13 protein-coding genes are annotated in these 16839 nt (G+C 58.3%); 12 read left to right on the top strand and 1 reads right to left on the bottom strand.

Annotated features, from left to right (window positions below; translation table 11 throughout):
* The 8 genes from K787_RS25520 to K787_RS0110560 form a co-directional block, all read left to right on the top strand.
* A partial coding sequence (locus K787_RS25520; protein ID WP_028614837.1) for a hypothetical protein occupies positions 1-246 on the top strand: 246 nt, incomplete at its 5' end.
* A 55-nt stretch (positions 247-301) separates the two neighbouring features.
* Entirely contained in the window at positions 302-1822 is a 1521-nt protein-coding gene (gene exaC / locus K787_RS0110585; RefSeq protein ID WP_022962781.1) for an acetaldehyde dehydrogenase ExaC, read from the top strand.
* A 284-nt stretch (positions 1823-2106) separates the two neighbouring features.
* Positions 2107-2178 carry a pyrroloquinoline quinone precursor peptide PqqA gene (gene pqqA / locus K787_RS24710; protein ID WP_081941331.1) on the top strand — a complete coding sequence of 24 codons (72 nt, stop codon included), beginning with the start codon at positions 2107-2109 and terminating at the stop codon, positions 2176-2178.
* Positions 2179-2247: 69 nt separating this feature from the next.
* Positions 2248-3159 (top strand): pyrroloquinoline quinone biosynthesis protein PqqB, encoded by a 912-nt coding sequence (gene pqqB, locus K787_RS0110580; protein ID WP_022962780.1) that lies wholly within the window; start codon positions 2248-2250, stop codon positions 3157-3159.
* Positions 3160-3184: 25 nt separating this feature from the next.
* Positions 3185-3922, top strand: coding sequence for a pyrroloquinoline-quinone synthase PqqC (gene pqqC, locus K787_RS0110575; protein WP_022962779.1), 738 nt, complete (start codon positions 3185-3187; stop codon positions 3920-3922).
* Positions 3919-4197 (top strand): pyrroloquinoline quinone biosynthesis peptide chaperone PqqD, encoded by a 279-nt coding sequence (gene pqqD / locus K787_RS0110570; RefSeq protein WP_022962778.1) that lies wholly within the window; start codon positions 3919-3921, stop codon positions 4195-4197. The genes pqqC and pqqD overlap by 4 nt, the downstream gene beginning before the upstream one ends.
* Positions 4169-5329 carry a pyrroloquinoline quinone biosynthesis protein PqqE gene (gene pqqE, locus K787_RS0110565; RefSeq protein ID WP_022962777.1) on the top strand — a complete coding sequence of 387 codons (1161 nt, stop codon included), beginning with the start codon at positions 4169-4171 and terminating at the stop codon, positions 5327-5329. The genes pqqD and pqqE overlap by 29 nt, the downstream gene beginning before the upstream one ends.
* Positions 5295-7214, top strand: coding sequence for an alpha/beta hydrolase family protein (locus K787_RS0110560; protein WP_022962776.1), 1920 nt, complete (start codon positions 5295-5297; stop codon positions 7212-7214). Before pqqE ends, K787_RS0110560 begins: the two co-directional genes overlap by 35 nt.
* A gap of 85 nt (positions 7215-7299) precedes the next feature.
* Here the strand turns inward: K787_RS0110560 and K787_RS0110555 are convergent, their stop codons facing one another.
* Positions 7300-9453: a 4Fe-4S binding protein gene (locus K787_RS0110555; RefSeq protein WP_022962775.1), complete on the bottom strand. Its 2154-nt coding sequence runs from the start codon at positions 9451-9453 to the stop codon at positions 7300-7302.
* Positions 9454-9666: 213 nt separating this feature from the next.
* Here K787_RS0110555 and ercA point away from each other — a divergent pair, with 213 nt between their 5' ends.
* The 4 genes from ercA (at position 9667) to K787_RS0110535 (ending at position 16702) form a co-directional block, all read left to right on the top strand.
* Positions 9667-10830, top strand: a complete 1164-nt coding sequence (ercA, locus tag K787_RS0110550; protein WP_022962774.1) for an alcohol dehydrogenase-like regulatory protein ErcA — start codon at positions 9667-9669, stop codon at positions 10828-10830.
* Complete coding sequence (locus K787_RS0110545; RefSeq protein WP_022962773.1) at positions 10814-12568, top strand: PAS domain-containing hybrid sensor histidine kinase/response regulator; 1755 nt, start codon at positions 10814-10816, stop codon at positions 12566-12568. Before ercA ends, K787_RS0110545 begins: the two co-directional genes overlap by 17 nt.
* 124 nt (positions 12569-12692) lie before the next feature.
* Positions 12693-15419, top strand: coding sequence for an insulinase family protein (locus tag K787_RS0110540; RefSeq protein WP_022962772.1), 2727 nt, complete (start codon positions 12693-12695; stop codon positions 15417-15419).
* A 116-nt stretch (positions 15420-15535) separates the two neighbouring features.
* Positions 15536-16702, top strand: a complete 1167-nt coding sequence (locus tag K787_RS0110535) for a porin (protein WP_022962771.1) — start codon at positions 15536-15538, stop codon at positions 16700-16702.
* The last annotated feature ends 137 nt before the right edge of the window (positions 16703-16839 follow it).

Raw genomic sequence — 16839 nt, 5'->3', positions numbered from 1 at the left:
AAATGGGCCGGCTGGATTGAGCGAAAGGTCAATCAGATCAAGGGGATATGTGCGCAGGAAGTTGCGCAGGTGGTGGCTATGTGTGAGGACAGCGGGAGTAACCCCGCTGCCTGCCCGATTGCGTCATTTACGGCTATAGGATCAGCTGATGCGAATCCCGCCGGAGTGAGATCGATTTTTGTAGTACTAAATAACGAACATCACCCTGCCAAGGAGGCATTTCCGGCGACCCTCTGCTGTAATTAGTATCGTTCCATGACTTGGCTCGTGAGGGGTCAGGCAACGCGCAGAGGGTAATAATATGATCTATTCAAATCCAGGAGCTCAAGGCTCCGTCGTCTCTTTCAAGGAGCGCTACGGTAACTTTATCAACGGTGAGTTCGTCGCCCCCGTTAAAGGCCAGTACTTTACCAATGTCTCACCCGTAACCGGCGGCCCTATCTGTGAAATTCCCCGGTCCACATCCGATGATATCGAAAAAGCCCTGGATGCCGCCCACGCCGCCAAAGCGGCCTGGGGCAAGACGTCGGTACAGGCCCGTGGCAACATTCTGCTGCAGATAGCCGATCGCATTGAGCAGAATCTGGAAAAGCTGGCTGTTAGCGAGACCTGGGATAACGGCAAGGCCGTGCGTGAAACTCTGAACGCCGATATTCCGCTCGCCGCCGACCATTTCCGTTACTTCGCTGGCTGTATTCGCGCCCAGGAAGGTTCGCTGGCAGAAATCGACGAACACACCACCGCCTATCATTTCCATGAACCACTGGGCGTGGTTGGCCAGATCATTCCCTGGAATTTTCCGCTGCTGATGGCGGCCTGGAAGCTCGCGCCAGCGCTGGCAGCCGGTAACTGCATCGTGCTCAAGCCAGCGGAGCAGACCCCGTTGAGCATCCTGGTACTGATGGAAATCATCGGCGACCTTTTGCCGCCAGGCGTTCTTAACGTAGTCAATGGTTACGGCCGTGAAGCCGGCGAAGCACTGGCTACCAGCAAACGCATCGCCAAGATTGCCTTCACGGGCTCCACACCAGTTGGCAGGCACATCATGCATGCCGCTGCAGAGAATATTATTCCCTGTACGGTGGAACTCGGTGGCAAGTCGCCGAACATCTTCTTTGCCGACATCATGCAGGCGGAAGAATCCTTTATCAGCAAGGCAGTCGAAGGCCTGGTCCTGGCGTTCTTCAACCAGGGCGAAGTCTGTACCTGCCCGTCAAGAGCGCTGATACAAGAAAGCATGTATGACGACTTCATCGCCATGGCGATCAAGCGTACCCAAAGCATCAAGCGTGGCAATCCGCTCGACACCGAGACCATGGTCGGCGCTCAGGCATCCGAACAGCAGTTCGACAAGATCCTGTCTTATATGGAGATCGCTCGTCAGGAGGGTGCAGAGTTCCTGATTGGCGGCAGCGCAGAGAAGCTCGAAGACAGCATCAATAACGGCTATTACATCCAGCCGACCCTGCTCAAGGGCCACAACAAGATGCGCATCTTCCAGGAAGAGATATTCGGTCCGGTGGTCAGCGTCACGACCTTCAAGGACGAAGCCGAAGCACTGGCGATTGCCAACGACAGCGAATTTGGTCTTGGTGCAGGTCTCTGGACCCGGGATACTAACCGTGCCTACCGCATGGGCCGGGCCATTCAGGCTGGCCGGGTATGGACCAACTGCTATCACTTGTATCCGGCGCACGCGGCTTTCGGCGGCTACAAACAGTCGGGTGTTGGGCGCGAAACGCACAAGATGATGCTCGATAGCTACCAGCAGACCAAGAACCTGCTGGTCAGCTATGACGCTAATCCGCTGGGCTTCTTCTAAGGCCCGGTTGCGTCCGCCCGGGACCGCTCCTCCCAGGCGGCGCGCTCTGTCTGGTTACAACGGACAGGGTTTTGTATTGATGTTCTGGATCATTGCGCGGCTTCGGCCGCGTTTTTTTATGCCCTATCGGTAGCTCACCGAACGGCAACCAAGGAGCCTCAAGCCCTACCAAATCGGGCCGAAACTAGTTCCAAAGTACCATTCTTGGGGTGGCAGTCGGGTGGTTAACTGAGGTTGTCGGCTTTGACCGACATGACCTATTCGTAAAACAAGAGGATCGACCTATGTGGACTAAACCGAGCTTTACCGATCTGCGTATCGGCTTTGAAGTCACCATGTACTTTGCTAATCGTTGAGCGGTCGGCACCCCGGCTTGCCGGGGTGTTTCCTTGATTAAGCCGATTCGGTGAACACCAGGAAAACCAATGCATATTCAGATACTAGGTTCGGCAGCAGGAGGCGGTTTTCCGCAATGGAACTGCAACTGCAATAACTGCGACGGGTTGCGCAAGGGCACCCTGCGCGCCAAGCCGCGCACCCAGTCTTCTATCGCGCTGTCCGACGACGGCGTCAACTGGATCCTGTGTAACGCCTCGCCGGACATCCGCGCCCAGCTCGAGAGCTGCCCGGTGCTGCAGCCCGCGCGCTCAGTGCGCGATACCGCCATTGGCGCCATCGTGCTGATGGATAGCCAGATCGACCATGTCACCGGCCTATTGACCCTGCGCGAGGGCTGTCCGCACCAGGTATGGTGTACCGACATGGTGCACGAGGACCTCAGCAGCGGATTCCCGCTATTCAAGATGCTTGAGCATTGGCATGGCGGGCTGCGCTGGAACCCGATCCCGCTGGCAGGGGAATTCAGCATTCCCGTTTGTCCCGCTCTGCGCTTTACCGCCATCGCTTTACGCAGCGCAGCGCCGCCTTATTCGCCGCATCGCAACAATCCCCATCCCGGCGACAACATCGGGCTGCTGGTGCGCGATCTGAATACCGGTGGGGTGCTGTTCTACGCGCCGGGGTTGGGGCAGCCGGATGCTCAGGTCAAAGCGCTGATGGCTGACGCCCACTGCCTGCTGGTGGACGGCACTCTGTGGCGCGATGACGAGATGGCCTTCGCCGGTGTCGGCGACAAACTCGGCAGCGAGATGGGCCATCTGCAGCAGAGCGGCGCCGACGGGATGATGGCGTTACTGGATGAGCAGCATGCCTCCCGCAAGATCCTGATTCACATCAACAATACCAATCCAATCCTGAATGAGGATTCGCCCGAGCGCGCCGAACTCACCCGGCACGGCATCGAAGTCGCCTTTGACGGCATGCACATCACGCTTTGAGGAGTTTATCTTGCAGCCCGAACCAATGAACGCCGACGCTTTCGAGCAGGCCCTGCGGGCCAAGGGAGCTTATTATCATATTCATCATCCCTACCATGTTGCCATGTACAACGGCACGGCCAGTCGCGAGCAGATTCAGGGCTGGGTCGCCAATCGCTTCTACTACCAGATCAATATTCCGCTGAAGGACGCGGCGATTCTGGCCAACTGCAACGACCCGGCCACCCGTCGCGAATGGATGCAACGGATTATTGATCACGATGGCGAGCAGGACGGGCAGGGCGGCATCGAAGCCTGGTTGCGACTGGGCGAGGCGGTAGGGTTGCAGCGCGAAGTATTGCTGTCGCAGGAACGGGTCTTGCCGGGTGTGCGCTTTGCGGTCGATGCGTACGTCAATTTTGCCCGCAGGGCGAGCTGGCAGGAGGCTGCCAGCTCGTCCCTGACCGAGCTCTTTGCACCGCAGATTCATCAGTCACGTCTGGATAGCTGGCCGGCGCATTATCCGTGGATCGACAGTCGCGGCTACGAGTATTTCCGCAAGCGCATGAGCGAGGCGCGCCGCGACGTCGAGCATGGCTTGCGCATCACGCTCAGCCACTACCAGACCTATGCTGCCCAGCAGCGCATGCTCGATATCCTGCAGTTCAAGCTGGATATACTCTGGAGTATGCTGGATGCCATGAGCATGGCCTACGAATTGGGCCGCGCACCCTACCACACGGTCACCAATCAGGCCGTTTGGCATCGGGGAATAGACCTGTGATCGCCTTCCAGCGGCACCAAGTGCCAATACTGCGTCCCGGGTTCCGGCTGCAATGGGAGCCGATCCAGAACAGCCACGTTCTGCTGTACCCCGAGGGTATGGTTAAACTGAATGACAGTGCCGCTCAGGTGCTGCTGCTGATCGATGGCGAGCGGCCGATTGACGACATCATCGACAGCCTGTCCGGTCGGTTTCCGAATGTTCCAGGCTTGGATGAAGATATCCTCGCCTTTATCGAGGTGGCCAATGCTCAACACTGGATCAAAATCTGCTGACAGCCCGCTGACGCCGGAGCAGGGGCCACCGTTGTGGCTGCTGGCCGAGCTGACTTATCGCTGTCCGCTGCAATGCCCCTATTGTTCCAACCCGCTGGAGTTCGCCAATCACAAGGATGAGCTGACGACGGCCCAGTGGATAGACGTCTTCACCCAGGCTCGGGCGCTGGGTGCGGCCCAGCTTGGCTTCTCCGGTGGCGAACCATTGGTGCGCGAGGACCTGATCGAGTTGATCGAGGCGGCCCGCGAGCTGGGGTTCTATACCAATCTGATTACCTCGGGTATGGGGCTGACCGAGCAAAAGATCAATGCGTTCAAGCAAGCGGGGCTCGATCACATCCAGATCAGCTTCCAGGCGTCCGACGCGGAGATAAACAACATGCTTGCCGGTTCGCGCAAGGCCTTCGAACAAAAGCTGGCGATGGCTCGCGCGGTGAAAGCGGCCGGATACCCCATGGTGCTGAACTTCGTCACGCACCGGCACAATATCGACGAGATCGAAAAGATCATCGAACTCTGTCTGGCGCTGGAAGCCGATTTTGTCGAGTTGGCGACCTGTCAGTATTACGGCTGGGCGCACCTGAACCGGGCTGGTCTGCTCCCCACCAAGGCGCAACTGGACCACGCTGAAGCCGTCACGCAGCGCTACCGGCTTAAACTGGCTGCCGAAGACCACCCCTGCAAACTGATTCTGGTGACCCCCGACTACTATGAAGAGCGTCCCAAGGGTTGTATGAACGGCTGGGGCAATATTTTTCTGAGTATCACTCCAGATGGGACAGCGTTACCCTGCCATAGCGCGCGGCAACTGCCGGTAACCTTCCCGAATGTCACCGCACACAGTCTGTCGCACATCTGGTACGACTCATTTGGCTTCAACCGTTTCCGCGGTTACGAGTGGATGAGCGAACCCTGCCGCTCCTGTGATGAAAAAGAAAAGGATTTTGGCGGCTGCCGGTGTCAGGCGTATATGCTTACCGGAGACGCCACCCAGGCGGACCCGGTGTGCAGCAAGTCGCCGCACCACGACAAGATTCTGGCTGCTCGTGCCGAGGCAGAACTGCCCCAGCCCCCCATAGAGGCACTGACGTTTCGTAATGAACGTACCTCGCGAATCATCTGCAAAGGCTGAACAGCCTGGATTCTGGACCAGCTCTCTGGACGCGGCGCAGGCGGTCGCAGCAGCGAGCGATTATGCTGATCTGGTCTGCGACGAGCAGCGTCTGCTGTGGGTCGAGTTTCATCCTGAGGACGGTCGTAGTCTGATTCATGAGTGGACAGAAGCCGGCCAGCGCTGCCTGACCCCGCCGGGTTATAGCGCTCGCAGCCGCGTCTACGAATACGGTGGTGGTGCATTGTGTCTTGCCTCTGGCTTCCTGTGCTTTGTCAACGAAGACGATCAGCAGATCTACGTGCAGGGTCTGCACGATCTAGACTGCCGAGCGCTGACTCAGCGCGGCGATTGCCGCTACGGCGCACTGCTGAACGATCCCTTGCGTGATCGCCTGATTGCGCTGGAGGAGTGCCACACGGCAACGGCAGTTGAGCATCGGTTGGTGGCGATCAGTTACGCCGGTGAGCGTGACGTGATCACTGAGGGGGCTGATTTCTACAACAGCCCCTGCCTCAGTCCGGACGGTCTGCACCTGGCCTGGATCGAGTGGGACCGACCGCATTTGCCCTGGACGCAGACCCGGCTCATGTCGGCTGTGGTGAATGATCGGGGGCAGATCGTCAGTAAAAAATCGATTCCATCTGCGCAGCCCGAGGTAAGTCAGCCCGAGGCGTTTCTGCCCGAAGCCTTTCAGCAGCCGCAATTCGACTCTTCGGGGGAATTGTTGTGCCTGACTGATCGCAGTGGGTACTGGTTGCCTTGGCGCGTGCTCGCCGACGGCGGATTGGAGTCTGTGCCCAGCCAGACGGCAGATCACGCCCCAGCGCCCTGGCAGTTGAACCCACGACATGTTCTCGGTTTAGCCAATGGCTGGTTGGCGCTCAGCTGGCTGGAGGGCGGCTACGGGCATCTGGCCTTGCGGCATAACACCAGTGCCGAAGAGCGTCGGCTAGCACACGGTTATCAGCGTTTCCGCTCACTGGCGAGCAACGGGCGCTGGTTGTTCTGTGTCGCCGGCTCGGCCCTGTGCAGCGCAGCAATAGTGCGTATTGATCTGCACACACATGCGCTGCAGATTATACGAGAAGTCCCTGCAGCCTTGCCGGCAGAGGAAGTATCGCAACCGCAGAGATTACTTTATATGAGTGGAGGCGGTGACATCGCACATGGGTATTTCTACCCTCCGTGCAACTGCATTCACGCTTCACCCGAGACTCTGCCGCCATTGCTTATCTTCACCCATGGCGGTCCCACGTCGGCCACCTATGCGGTACTTGATAACCGGATACAGTACTGGACCCAGCGCGGTTTCGCCGTTGCAGACCTGAACTATCGCGGCAGTGTGGGGTTCGGCCGCGCCTACCGCCAGCGTCTGCAGGGGCAGTGGGGCGTGATCGATGTTGAGGATGTGCTGGCGGCCATTGATAACTTGGTTGCTGCAGGGCGTGTGGATGCTGCAAAGGTATTTATCCGTGGCTCCAGTGCGGGTGGCTATACCACGCTGTGTAGCCTGGTTGCAGCCGGTGGCCGCTTTCGGGCGGCGGCCAGCCTGTATGGGGTAAGCGATCCGTTAAGGCTGCGTGCCAATACCCACAAGTTTGAAGCCGATTACATCGACTGGCTGATCGGCGACCCTGCCTGCGATCCCGAGCGCTACCTTGCGCGCTCCCCGCTGGAACGGGCTGCTGAGATCACCACCCCGGTTATTTTCTTCCAGGGCCTACAGGACGGGGTGGTTTTGCCTGATCAGACCGAGCGCATGGTTGCGGCGTTGCAAACCCACGGCGTCCCGGTCGAATGCCTTACCTTTGCCGATGAACGTCATGGCTTTCGCGCCGCGCAGACACTGCGCAGCGTGCTGGAGCACGAGCTGGCGTTCTATCAACGCTGGCTGCAGGATTGAACGTGCAGGCATCCACCAACTGAATCATCGCGCGCACGATAATTGGAGCTGCTCCCCAGCACGCCTGGCGCCGCATGCAGCGGTTTCAGACTTCCGGCGACGCAGCCGCATTTTGCCAGAGCGTATCAGTCGCAATGATGCTGCCCTGTTCCAGGCGTTTTTGGGCTTTAGCCGCTTGTTTTGCCGCGCTGATGCTGGCCACGCATTGGTCGTCATTGTTGAGGATGACGATGCATTCCAGGCATTGAATGCACTCGTTGTAGTCGATACTGCCGTCGCGGTTGATGGCGCCGATTTCGCAGTGGTTCTTGCAGTGCTGACAGGGCTTGCCGCAAGCGTCGATACGTTTGAGCCAGGAGAAAAGATGATATTTGCCCAGCATGGCCAGGCCAGCACCCAGTGGGCAAAGGTAACGGCAATAGAACTTGTGCACGAACAGGCCAAGGCCCAGTAGAACCAACGCATACAGCACAAAAGGCCAGTTACGTACGAAAAACAGGGTGATAGAGGTTTTGAACGGCTCGATTTCGGCGAGGCGCTCAGCCAGGGTCAGAGAGATAAACGCAGTGGCCAGCAGGCCGATCAGAACAGCATATTTAATCCATTGCAGGCGGCGGTGTAGTGGGTCCGCGATTTTCCATTGCCTGATGTGCAGCTTCTTGGCCAACCAGGCGAGCATTTCCTGTAACGCACCGAACGGGCATAGCCAGCCGCAGAATAGTCCCCGGCCCCAGATAAACAGGCTGATGAAGGTGAAGCTCCAGAGAATGAATATCACCGGGTCCATCAGGAATACGCTGAGGTCGAAATCACTGCCCAGCGCAAGCAGTAGGGTGAAGATATTCACTACCGACAGTTGCCCCTGGGCATACAAACCGAGAAACACCAAGGTGAAGACCAGAAAGCCGCCACGAAATAGATGAAAGGCGCGGCTGTGACGGCTGATACGCTGTTGGAATACGAAAACTCCCGTCAGTAACACCAGCGCCAATAAGGTGATCCCCACTTGCCATCCGCGCTCCTGCCACATGCGCAGCCAGATGGGCTTAGGCTTGGCAACCGCCGGGGGAGGTTGAATATCGAACAGCGCTGGGTCCAGCGTTAGCGCCTGGGTAAATAGGGCGTTATCTTCGACCAGTGGATTGCGTTTGAGGCTGACGTTCAGTTGCAAATCAGCTGGCTCGGCGGGGTTGAATCCGGCGTGGGGCTTGATTCGGAATATATGCGCTACAGCGTCGCGCAGCGGCGTGTTGAGCACCTCCAGTACGGCGCCATTGTTATAGTTCATGTCGTGCAGTTCGATTGCCTTGTTGTTCTGCATCAATACCAGGCGGCTGGGCGCGGTGGCGGGCGTGAAGTCATCAGGTACATGGCGGTAAAGACCATCGGAAATCACCAGCAGGGCCTGTTCATTGGCTTTCAGCTCTTGACTGAGCTTGTCGAACTCGACTTGACCAAGCAGGTTGCGACCACTGTTGGGCGTGTTCAGATAGGCAAAATAGACTTCGCTGAAAGGCTGCTCGGCACTGTCTATCTGCAGGCTCGGAAAGTAAGCCAAGCGCTGAGCCAGAGCTGTCTCGGCCTCGGCTTGGGAAATATGCCAGCGTTGCAGGTACTGGCGGTCCAGCAGCTGCTGCCAATCCAACGGCTCGAATAGATCGACTCTAGGTGTTGCCAAAGGGCTGCTGGCGAATCCTTCGAGAAGCTGGCGGGCGACGCTCATGGCGGCGATTAATACTGTTTCATTGAGAATAACCACGGACACCGTGGCCTTACTTACGCCATCGAATTGGGTAATAGAGGTGCCATCGACTGTCTCTGCCTGGCGACCGCCGACGACAATCGGCGTGCTGATATCCTGCTGACGGTACTGTTCAACGAAATCAAACAGCGCCTGCTCGCCCAGCCCGTGAAGAAACACCGGCTCATGGTGCTCAACTACCCTGACGCCGCTAAGCACGCCCTGTGGGTCCATGCCGATCAACAGGCGAATAGGCTTGCCGGAGAAACCCTGTAGATTGGAGTAGTCATTAGACTCAAAGGCGTAGCCGAGCAACTCGTCAAGCTGATAGACACTGTAAACCGGTGGTCTTTCCTGCTTGGGCTCGATGCGGGTAGCTTTGGGAAACAGTGCCTGGATCTGATTGTCATTGATCGCAGCGGGCGAGGCCTGGCTCAGCAGCAGACAGAACATACAGAAGGCCCGTAGACCGCTGGTTAGAAAAGAACGGGCTGACATGGATAACCCCGTGCCGAGTTGTGGTCTTGTCCATGGTGAACGTCAGATCTGCCCAGAGCCATGCGACTTGCGAGCAACCTCGGCGCTACTTAGGTCGTACTATGTGGCAGCGGTTTAACTGGGTTGGAAGGGCTTGGTTAGGTCAGTACTGGCTTATGGTCCAGCGCTAAATCAGGTACTCTTGGAGGACAACAACAAGCCAGTCGAATCGCCATGTCCTACGATATAAGTCAGTTACGCAAGTTCGTTACACCAGAGATCATCTTCGGTGCCGGAGCGCGCAAGACCGTTGCCAACTATGCCTCCACCTTTGGTGCAAAAAAGGTTCTGCTGGTATCCGATCCTGGAGTCCAGGCCGCAGGTTGGCTCGCTGATGTCGAGCAGAGTCTGCTGGATCAAGCTATTGATTACGTGCTCTTCACCCAAGTATCGGCCAATCCGCGTGTCGAAGAGATCATGCTGGGGGCCGAGGTATACCGCGCTGCCGGTTGTAACGTCATTGTTGCAGTGGGCGGTGGCAGCCCCATGGATTGCGCCAAGGCAATTGGCATTGTGGTCGCGCATGACCGGCACATTCTCACCTTTGAGGGCGTTGACACCATACGTGCGCCCATTCCTCCGCTGATCATGGTGCCCACCACCGCAGGCACCTCGGCCGATGTGTCGCAATTCGTGATCATCTCCAATCAACAGGAGAAGGTGAAGTTCTCCATCATCAGCAAGGCGGTGGTGCCGGATGTATCGTTGATCGATCCGGAAACCACCTCGACCATGGATCCGTTCCTGTCCGCCTGTACCGGTGTTGATGCACTGGTGCATGCCATTGAAGCCTTCGTATCCACCGGCAGTGGTCCGATGACGGACGCGCACGCGCTGGAAGCCATGCGCCTGATCAATGGCAATCTGGTGGAGATGATCCAGAATCCGCAGGATATTGTACTGCGCGAGAAAATCATGCTCGGCAGCCTGCAAGCGGGGCTAGCGTTTTCTAACGCGATTCTCGGCGCAGTGCATGCCATGTCGCACAGCCTTGGCGGGTTTCTTGATCTGCCCCATGGGCTATGTAACGCGATCCTGGTAGAGCATGTGGTGGCGTTCAATTATGCCTCGGCACCTGATCGCTTCAAGATCGTGGCCCAGACCTTGGGCATTGATACCCGCGGGCTGACTACGCCACAGATCCGGCAGAGGCTGGTCCAGCACCTGATTGATCTGAAAAAAGCGGTTGGATTTGAACAGACCCTGGCCATGCATGGCGTCAGCATGACCGACCTGCCGATGCTCTCGGTGCATGCCATGCATGACCCCTGCATTCTCACCAACCCTCGCGAGTCCAGCCTCAAGGACGTTGAGGTGGTGTATGCAGAAGCCCTCTGATCCACGGCGTGAGGTTCTTACCGGTTTGCTGGGGCTCGGGTCTCAGTCCTCGCGCAAGAGCTATTATCCTGAACTGCTGGCGCGGTTAGAGGATCTTGAGGCCGAGCGCAACCGTTACAAATGGCTATTCGAGAATGCGCTGCACGGCATTTTTCAGGCCGGGCTGGGCCAGGGCTTTGTGTCCGTCAATCGAGCTCTGGCACGCATGCTGGCGTATTCTGATGCGCAGGCACTGCTTAGCCGCCACCAGGCCAGTTGGGCGGGAATCTTCGTCGGCGGCGAGAATGAATTCAAGACCATCCACCGCACGCTAATGAGCCAGGGTGAGCTGGCAGGCTACGAAACCCGCCTGTTACGAGCCGATGGCCAGCAATTGGATGTTCGCATCAATATGCTGCTCAGGCCTGATGCAGAGGGTCCTGTGGTCGAGGCCTTTGTCGCCGACATAACAGAACGCAAGAGTGCTCAGGCAAGCATGCAGCGGCTGAATGAGGACCTGGAACGACGTGTTCAGACGCGCACCCAGGAATTGGAAGCGCTGAATGCCGATCTGCGCTACGAGATCATTGAACGTGAGAAAGTTCAGCGGGCTCTGCGCGACGCCCGCGATGCTGCCGAGCAAGCCAATGCCAGTAAAGATCGCTACCTTGCCGCAGCCAGCCACGATCTGCTGCAACCCATGAATGCCGCGCGGCTGTTGATGTCGACCCTGCGCGAACGAACAATGCCGGCTGCCGAGGCGCAGTTGGTCGAGCGCTCCCACCACGCGCTTGAAAGTGCCGAAGATATGCTCACCGACCTGCTGGATATCGCCCGGCTGGACCAGAGCAACGTCAAGCCTGAACTGGGCAACTACAGTCTTGCCGAACTTATCGAATCGCTAGTAGCCGAATTCCAAGGGCTGGCGGAGGTAAATGGCGTCGAGCTGCGCATGCACCCGGCGGTGTGGGCGGTCCATACCGACTACCGGCTGCTCAGTCGCATTTTGCGCAACCTCCTGAGCAATGCTATCCGTTATACCGATCAGGGCGCGGTACTGATCGGCGCTAGACGCCGAGGGTCTAGGATCGATATTCAGGTATGGGATACCGGACGCGGCATTCCTGCCGCCCAGTTTGGCGCTATTTTCAAGGAGTTCAATCAGCTCTCTCAGGCGGCTGGCCAGCAACTGGACAGACAGGGCAAGCGCAAGGGCGTGGGACTGGGCCTGGCCATTGTTGAGCGCATCGCGACGCTTCTGGCAGCGCGCGTGGAAGTGCGCTCCCAGGTTGGCCGGGGCTCTGTGTTTTCGGTCAGTGTCCCGCTGGCTACGCAGGTTCCGGCAGTACCGCTGCCCTCAGCAGGTATCCTCGAACGGCTTGCCGAACCGCTTCAGGGGCGACTGTTGCTGGTGATCGATAACGAGCAAATCATTCTTGACAGCATGTGCGACCTGTTGGAGCAATGGGGCGCCAATGTGCGGGTGGCCGTTGATGTCGAATCCGCGCTGGGGCAGCTTGGTGGGGCGGTTCCAGACGCGATTATGGTCGACTATCACCTGGACAATGGTTGTAATGGTTGTGACGCGGTGAGCCGCTTGCGCAGCCATTGGCAACGAGCCGTCCCGGCAATAATGATCACCGCTGATCGCAGTGAACACTGTCAGCAGACCCTGCGTGAACTGGGTATCCCGGTGCTCAACAAGCCTCTGAAGGCCGGCAAGCTGCGCGCCATGCTCGGGCAGATGCTCAAGGCGTGATCAGGCGTAATGCTTTGGTGTCAGTCGCTTGCTACTTTGGTGGTGCTTGCGAATACAACCTTAGCCTGTAGCGTTATTCTGGTCTCCCATGGCCTCCCGTGGCCTGCCCAGGAGCGCCGCCCCCGTGCATTGTATCCCACTGGCTGATACTCCCAATGACGGTCGTGACCATCGGCTTTATCAGCATGCCAATGGCTTGCGCTGCCTGTTGATCAGCGACCCCTGCGCCAGTCTTGCTACCTGCGTGGCCCAGGTAGACGCGGGTAGCCACGACGAACCCGCCAACCAACCCGGCCTGGCGCACTTGCTGGAGCACATGTTGTTTATGGGCTCGGAGCGGTATCCCCAGTCCGGCTCGTTCCCGGCACTCGTGAGCCGCTGTGCAGGACGTTTTAACGCTAGCACAGCCGCAGAAGCCACCCGGTTCTTTTTCAGTGTGAGCCCGGCAGGCCTTCCATCCTGTATCGCCCAGTTGGCCGATATGCTGGCGGCTCCGTTGTTCGCGCCGGACCTGGTGGGTGTCGAGCGGCAGGTCATAGACGCGGAGTTTCATACTCGCCTGGCCGATGATGCGCTGCATCAGCAGGCCGCACTGGCGACTGTGCTCAATCCTGAACACCCGATGAGCCGTTTCAGCGCGGGTAACGCTATCAGCCTGACAGGTTCCGACAGCGCGCTGGCGTTGCAGCTGCGCCACTTTCACCAGCAGCATTACCGCGCCGCAGATATGCTACTGATATTGCACGCCAATCAATCGCCGAGGGCATTGCTGGCGCTGGCGACGGCATTTGCGGACCGGCAGAGCCCTGGCAGGCGACCGGAACGCACTCGTCCGCGGCTATTTGCCGAGCATAAGTTGCCTTGCCGCCTTCAGCGTGAGGCCGTGCATAGTGCGCCCAAATGGCAAATGGTCTATCCACTGACCGGGCTCGATTGGCTGGCACACGACAGTACCGGGTCGTGGCTGTGTGAGTGGATTGCCAGTCCCAGTCCTGCGGGTGCCCTGGGCTGGCTGCGGGAGCGCGGTTTGGTTGCCGAACTCAATGTGCGGATTGATGACCTGTCCGATACTCAGGGGCTGCTCTGTGTTGAGTTGGAACCTCTGCTTAAGCTCAAGGATTATCGGCAATTGCTCGACGCCTGGCAGATGTGGTTGAACTGGCTGGGGGATGCAGACCCGCAGTGCTGGCCTACCGAATCCCGCACCCGGCTGCTGGATCAGGCGTTTTCCCGAGGCCCCCAGGGTGATCCAGTCGAATGGCTCAAAGTGCTGGCGCACCGGTTGATGCGCTTGCCAGTCGAAGCTTTGTTTGAACCCTCAGCCAATCGGCAGCCCGTCAGTGTTCAACGTTGGCGGAGCTTGCTGGGTCAATTGCAGCCGGCGAGATTGCTGCTGGTGCAGCCGCATTGCCATACGCGCTGGACGGGGCGCACCGAGTGGACCGGGACCGGCTACCAGAGCCAAGGGCTGAGGTGGCGCGTGCCGGTTCAGAAGGCACCGTTGAGATCGGCGGACGGTCCCCATTTCGATTTCCCGGTCCCAATCAGTGACTCCCCGGAAGCCTTCCCCGACTTACCGGGTCTTCGATTGCTAGAGCTGCCGCCCCAGAACAGTGAGGCCGGGCCGGCATCACAACAGCTGCAGACACGTTTGACCTGGTGCTGGCCAGCAGGACAAAGCACTGAAGCGCAGCGGTTTTTTCTGCAATCCTGCTGGGCGTTGCAGATCGAATCCCTGGCACGCCGTGCCGAGCTGTGCGGGGTGAACATCGCCTGGCAGCAGGGCCCGGGTGTGCTGAACCTGACGTTATCAGGCCCGTCGGACGGCGCTGGCGATCCTTTGCTCAGCATTCTTCGCAGCGTACTCAGTGCCATTACACAGCGTCCAACCCAACCACTGCTCGACCTGGCCTGTCACCGGCTACACAGCTGGCAGGCCGAACAGGCCGCGCAGTTGCCTGCGTATCGTTGCCTGGCGGTCCTGGATACTTTGCTGGTCTCCGAGAATGCCGAGCTCTGCACTTGTCTGGCTGCTGCATGCCCCGGTGGCTGTATCGGCTCGTCAGACAGAATGAGCACGGCAACGGCTTTGAGCCTGTGGCGGTATTTACGCGAGCAGGCACAACTGCTCTGGCTAAAACCGTCAGTCTGGCCCGACAGTACGCTCGACAGTCAATTGCTGGTTGCCGGATTTCCGGGCCTGAAGCGCTGCTTTGGCTGGGTCGAGACAGGTTCGAGGGTATTGTCCGAGGGCATCGAGTTGCGCAGTGTCTCGGTGCTGGCGCCCGATCGTAGCCAATTGCTCTATTGTCAGGCGCGCAGTGCCAGCGCACCTGATCGCGCGGGCTGGCGGCTGCTACAGCAGCTGCTGGCCAGTCCGTTCTTTGACAGTCTGCGTACCCGACAGCAACTGGGGTACTGGGTAGTGGCTCGCTATCATCCGGTTTCGGGATGGCCTGGTCTATTGTTTCTGGTTCAGTCGCCTAGTCACGACCAGGGGCAGATAACCGCCGCCGTGGACCAGTTTCTTCTGGAGCAGCAACAGTGGGTAGCGGCCATCCCCTTTGCTGACGTCAAGGCTCAGGCAGAGCGTCTGGCTGACGTGCTTGAGGCTCGGCAGAACTCCACTGAAGACGCGTTTGAAAGCCACTGGCACAGCTTGCTGGGGCGTACCGACGCCAGCCTGCTTGCCGAGTGCGAGGCCCTGCGTTACATGCAGCCGGAGCAGTGGCAAGCCCTGCAGCAGCAACTCTGGAAACGCCCGGCGCGCCTGCGCCTGATCAGCGAAACTCCTCCCAAGGTAGCGAAAAACCCACACCTGCCAAAGCACGAGACGGGCAGGGCTTTGTAACCACAACCAAAGCGCAGTGGTTTCAAGCCCTAGGCAGAATGGGGCAGGGGGTAAGGCTTTCCGATAATCGACTGGACGCTTTCATTCCGTCAGCCATCGATTCCATCGGAGAGCATATGAACAAGAAAAAATCGGCCTACCCTCTGTTGACCGCCCTGACGGCGGCCATCCTCAGCGCCCCGGCGAGTGCAGCCATTACCCTGTATGACCAGGACGGCACCACCTTCTCGGCGGATGGTTACGTTAACGCCTTCTATGTCCAGACCGAGACCGACAACATTGACGACACGCTTGATCGTGACCAGTCACGGGTCAAGATGGGCTTCCTGCCTAATTACATAGGTTTCACGATGGGCAAGGAGATGGACAGCCTTACCCTCGGCGCCCGTTCGTCCTTCTGGGTCACCATCAATGACAGCGAAACCAACGGCACCAGCACCGGGATCGACGTGCGGCAGTTCTACGGTACGGTAGCGGGTGAGTGGGGCGAGGTGCTGGTGGGTAAGGATTTCGGCCTGTTTTCACGCTCAAACATTTTCGTCGACGAATTTCTCTCTGGCTACGGTCAGGTTAGCGACACCCTGGGTTTGGTTGATGGCGGTGGCGTGTCCTTTGGCAATATTGGCACCGGCTATCCTTATCCCTTCCCGAGTGCACAGATTACCTATCGCTCACCGGTCATGAGTGGCTTTCGCGTCGCGGTAGGCATCATGGATCCGGTGGATACGACGGATGATTCCCTGGTGGGCAAGAACTACCAGGATACCCCGCGTTTCGAATCTGAAATCACCTACCAGACCCAATTGGGCGGCGTGGATCTTTTTAGCTGGGTTAACGGCATGCGCCAGAAGTCGGAAAATACCGACTCCTCGGTCGATTCAGTCACCTCCCAGGGGTTGGGTTACGGTCTGCAGGCGAAGATGGGCAATCTGTCATTGACCGCTTCCGGCTTTGACGCCGAAGGCGTCAATCCATTCTTTACCAACAACGCTGGCGAGCCGGTTCTGCGCGAGATCGACAGCACTGGGTATCTGCTACAGGGGTCTTACAAGTTTGCTGGCAAAACTCGCGTTGCCCTGTCATTCGGCAAAACCGAAGACGACGGCAACGGTCTGGGCTTCAAGGCCGACTATGAAACCCGCGGTCTGGGTGTGTTCCACAGCATCAATGACAATTTGACGCTGGTAGCCGAATACAACCAGTTCGAAATTGAAGATCGCACTAACCGTCTGACTATCGAGGAGACCGACACGGTTGCACTGGGTGTTGTACTTAGCTGGTAGATCCAGGCAGGCAGTGCAGACAACCGAAGCCAAGCTTCGGTTGTTTTGTTTAAGGGGGTTCAATTTGCTTGAGATGGGGTTATGTGCGCCTTAGGACTCATTCATCCAGTACTCAAGTAGCATATTGATGCGCTCCG

It is taken from the genome of Halopseudomonas pelagia CL-AP6, assembly GCF_000410875.1.
GTDB classification, from domain to species: Bacteria; Pseudomonadota; Gammaproteobacteria; order Pseudomonadales; family Pseudomonadaceae; genus Halopseudomonas; species Halopseudomonas pelagia.
This window is presented reverse-complemented; position numbering and strand designations above follow the sequence as displayed.